We start from the raw sequence: 2981 nt of genomic DNA on the forward strand, positions 1-2981 counted from the left end.
GTCGCGGCGTGCGCGGCGCGGGCGCGCACGTGCACGGGCACCGCGTCCGCGGCGGGCAGCAGCAGCGCCGGCACCTCGCGGGTGCCGCCGTCCGGAACGGCGACGGTCAGCCCGGCGCGGGTGCCGCGGGCGTGCGCGGGCGGACCGGCGGCGGGGCCGTCGCCCGCGGCGGGGTCCGGGAGCCAGAAGGCCATCCGGCCCGTGCGGGCGGGGTCGGCGGGCAGGAAGAGGGCGGCACAGTGGGAGAGCGGGGGAAGGGCGGTCACGTACGGACGCACTCCTCAAGTTTGACTACCGGGCGGTCGAGGGTACCCCAGGCGCCGCCCGGCCGGACGCCGCCGCAGCGTGATCAACTTCACTTTTCCGCGGGCGTTACCGCGGAGGGTGTATCTGGCACTACCTTGTGCCGGGTGGATTGCACCCGGGCGTTCCGGGTGCTGACGTCATCGCGCCGCGCTGTCCGGTTCCGTAGCGTCGAGTTCCTCGAACCGAGAGACCGGAGGCGCCATGCCGCAGGCCACTGCCATACCGTCCGCCAAGGGGGCGACGAACGCCAGGAGTTCGGAGTTCACCCCGCTGCTGCGGGAGGTGAAGGCCGCGGGTCTGCTGCGCCGCCGCCGAGGCTGGTACGGGATGAGCATCGCGGTCACGCTGCTCGCGCTCGGCGCCACGGGCGTCGGCATACACGTCCTCGGCAACACCTGGTGGACGCTCTTCCTCGCGGTCCCCGCCGCCGTCTTCACCACCCGGACCGCCTTCCTCGGCCACGACTCCGGCCACGCGCAGATCGCCCGCACCCGCCGGGCCAACCGGGCCCTCGGCCTCTTCCACGGCAACCTGCTGATCGGCATGAGCTACCACTGGTGGACGGACAAGCACAACCGCCACCACGCCAACCCCAACCACGTCGACAAGGACCCGGACGTCGGCGTCGGCGCGCTGGTCTGGACCCAGCGCCAGGCCGCGCAGCGCGAGGGCTTCGCCTGCTGGCTCACCCGCCACCAGGCGGCCCTGTTCTTCCCGATGCTGCTCCTGGAGGGCATCGCGCTGAAGGTCTCCAGCTGGCAGGACCTGCGCCGGCAGGACGTGCGCGAGCGCCGCGTGGAGGCGCTGCTCCTCGGCGCCCACGTGATCGGCTACGCCGCCCTGCTGCTGACGGCCATGTCCCCCGGCAAGGCGCTGGTCTTCGCGCTGGTGCAGCACGCGGTCTTCGGCCTGCACCTGGGGATGTGCTTCGCGCCCAACCACAAGGGCATGGAGATGCCGGAGTCCGGCGACGACGACTGGGGCCACCTGCGCCGCCAGGTGCTCACCTCGCGCAACGTGCGCGGCGGCATCACCACCGACTGGCTCATGGGCGGCCTGAACTACCAGATCGAGCACCACCTCTTCCCCAACATGCCCCGCCCCCACCTGCGCCTGGTCCAGCCGCTGGTGCGCGCGCACTGCGCCGCGCTCGGCCTGCCGTACGCGCAGACCAGCGCCGCGGAGTCGTACCGCCTGGCGCTGGAGCACATGCACGAGGTCGGCGAGCCGCTGCGCACGCCTCCCGTCCCGTAATGGGTCCCTCATCCACATGTATGACGCTCTCCGGCTCCGGTCATGGGATAAAGGAACCGGGGGAGCGGCGCAGCCGTTCCCCAGTCGAGGGCGGTGTGCCGCCGCTGTAGGAGGCAGGAAGATGACGAATCGAGGGAAAGTCGCGGCCGGCGGGGTGGCGGTCGGCTTGCTGCTGTGGTGGCTGACCTCCTTCTGGATCGCCGTGCTGGTGATCGTCGGTGTGCCGGTGGCCGCCTACCTGACGCTGGACCCCGGGCAGCGCCGCCGGCTGAAGAGGGTGACCCGCAAGGAACTGGGCCGCTGACCGTGCGCCCCCGCCCCGGAGGCGCACGACCGCGCGGAATATGCCACAAGAAAGTGGCCAGGCGCGTGCTTCTTTAGGCCGGAGCTGATCGATCGCGGGCATGACTTTGTCAAGTTCGGTCAGGTTTGGCATGCGCCCCGGTCGTGCGCCCCCGAGCGGACTAGCGTCCCTGAGACATGGGACACCTCGACCACGCAGCCTACGGCTGGCTGACGCCCGTCCTCTCCTACGTGATGGCGTGCATCGGCGCCGCGCTCGGGCTGCGCTGCACCATCCAGGCGCTGGCGGCCCCCACCGCCCGCTCCCGGCGCAACTGGCTGCTCACCGCCGCGTCCGCCATCGGCACCGGCATCTGGACGATGCACTTCGTCGCCATGCTGGGCTTCAGCGTCAGCGGCACCGAGATCCGGTACGACATCCCCCGCACCGTCCTCAGCCTCGTCGTCGCCATGGCCGTCGCCGGCACCGGGGCCTTCGCGCTCGGCCGCGGCCGCGCCAGCGGTCCCGCCCTGCTGGCCGCCGGCCTCGCCACCGGCCTCGGCGTGGCCGCCATGCACTACCTCGGGATGTCCGCCGTACGCCTGCACGGGTCGATGAGCTACGACTTCCCGGCCGTGGCTCTCTCCATACTGATCGCGGTCGCCGCGGCCAGCGGCGCGCTGTGGGCCGCGCTCAATATCCGCTCCGTGCTCGCCGTGGGGATCGCCTCCCTGGTCATGGGTGCGGCGGTCACCAGCATGCACTACACCGGGATGGCCGCCGTGTCCGTGACCGTCACGCCCTCGCCCGAGGCCCTGTCCGGAGCCACCGCCAGCCAGTTCGTCTTCCCGCTGGCCGTCGGCCTCGGCTCGTACCTCTTCCTCACCTCGGCGTTCGTCGCGCTCACGCCGAGCGCCGCGGAACGTGCCGCCACCGTCTCCGCCCAGCGCCTGACCCGATCGCCCGGCGCGGTCTAGCAGGCCGCGCCGCGCCCGCACACGGCCGGAGCGGCCCCGCCGGGCCGGACCGGCCCCCGCAAACCCGACAAGAGGTGGCCATGCGAACACCGGACAGCACCCCGCCGAGCAAGTCGGATCGTAGCCATGTCGTTCTGTGAGCCAAGGAGTTGGTAGAATGT

Annotated in this window: 4 protein-coding genes; 3 read left to right on the forward strand and 1 reads right to left on the reverse strand. The window is 72.1% G+C overall.

Going from position 1 to position 2981, the window contains the following annotated elements; all coding sequences use genetic code 11:
• Positions 1–266 (reverse strand): hypothetical protein (locus ABD317_RS35375; RefSeq protein WP_344295851.1); only part of this gene is annotated, 266 nt, incomplete at its 3' end.
• Positions 267–507: 241 nt separating this feature from the next.
• Here ABD317_RS35375 and ABD317_RS35380 point away from each other — a divergent pair.
• The 3 genes from ABD317_RS35380 to ABD317_RS35390 all read left to right on the forward strand — a co-directional run bounded on the left by ABD317_RS35380 (position 508) and on the right by ABD317_RS35390 (position 2820).
• Positions 508–1560 (forward strand): fatty acid desaturase family protein, encoded by a 1053-nt coding sequence (locus tag ABD317_RS35380; RefSeq protein ID WP_344295853.1) that lies wholly within the window; start codon positions 508–510, stop codon positions 1558–1560.
• Positions 1561–1681: 121 nt separating this feature from the next.
• Complete coding sequence (locus tag ABD317_RS35385; RefSeq protein WP_027757368.1) at positions 1682–1864, forward strand: hypothetical protein; 183 nt, start codon at positions 1682–1684, stop codon at positions 1862–1864.
• 176 nt (positions 1865–2040) lie between these two features.
• A complete protein-coding gene (locus ABD317_RS35390; RefSeq protein WP_027757369.1) occupies positions 2041–2820 on the forward strand; it encodes an MHYT domain-containing protein in 780 nt (259 codons plus the stop codon).
• Positions 2821–2981 lie beyond the last annotated feature (161 nt).

It is taken from the genome of Streptomyces synnematoformans, assembly GCF_039531005.1.
GTDB lineage: Bacteria > Actinomycetota > Actinomycetes > Streptomycetales > Streptomycetaceae > Streptomyces > Streptomyces synnematoformans.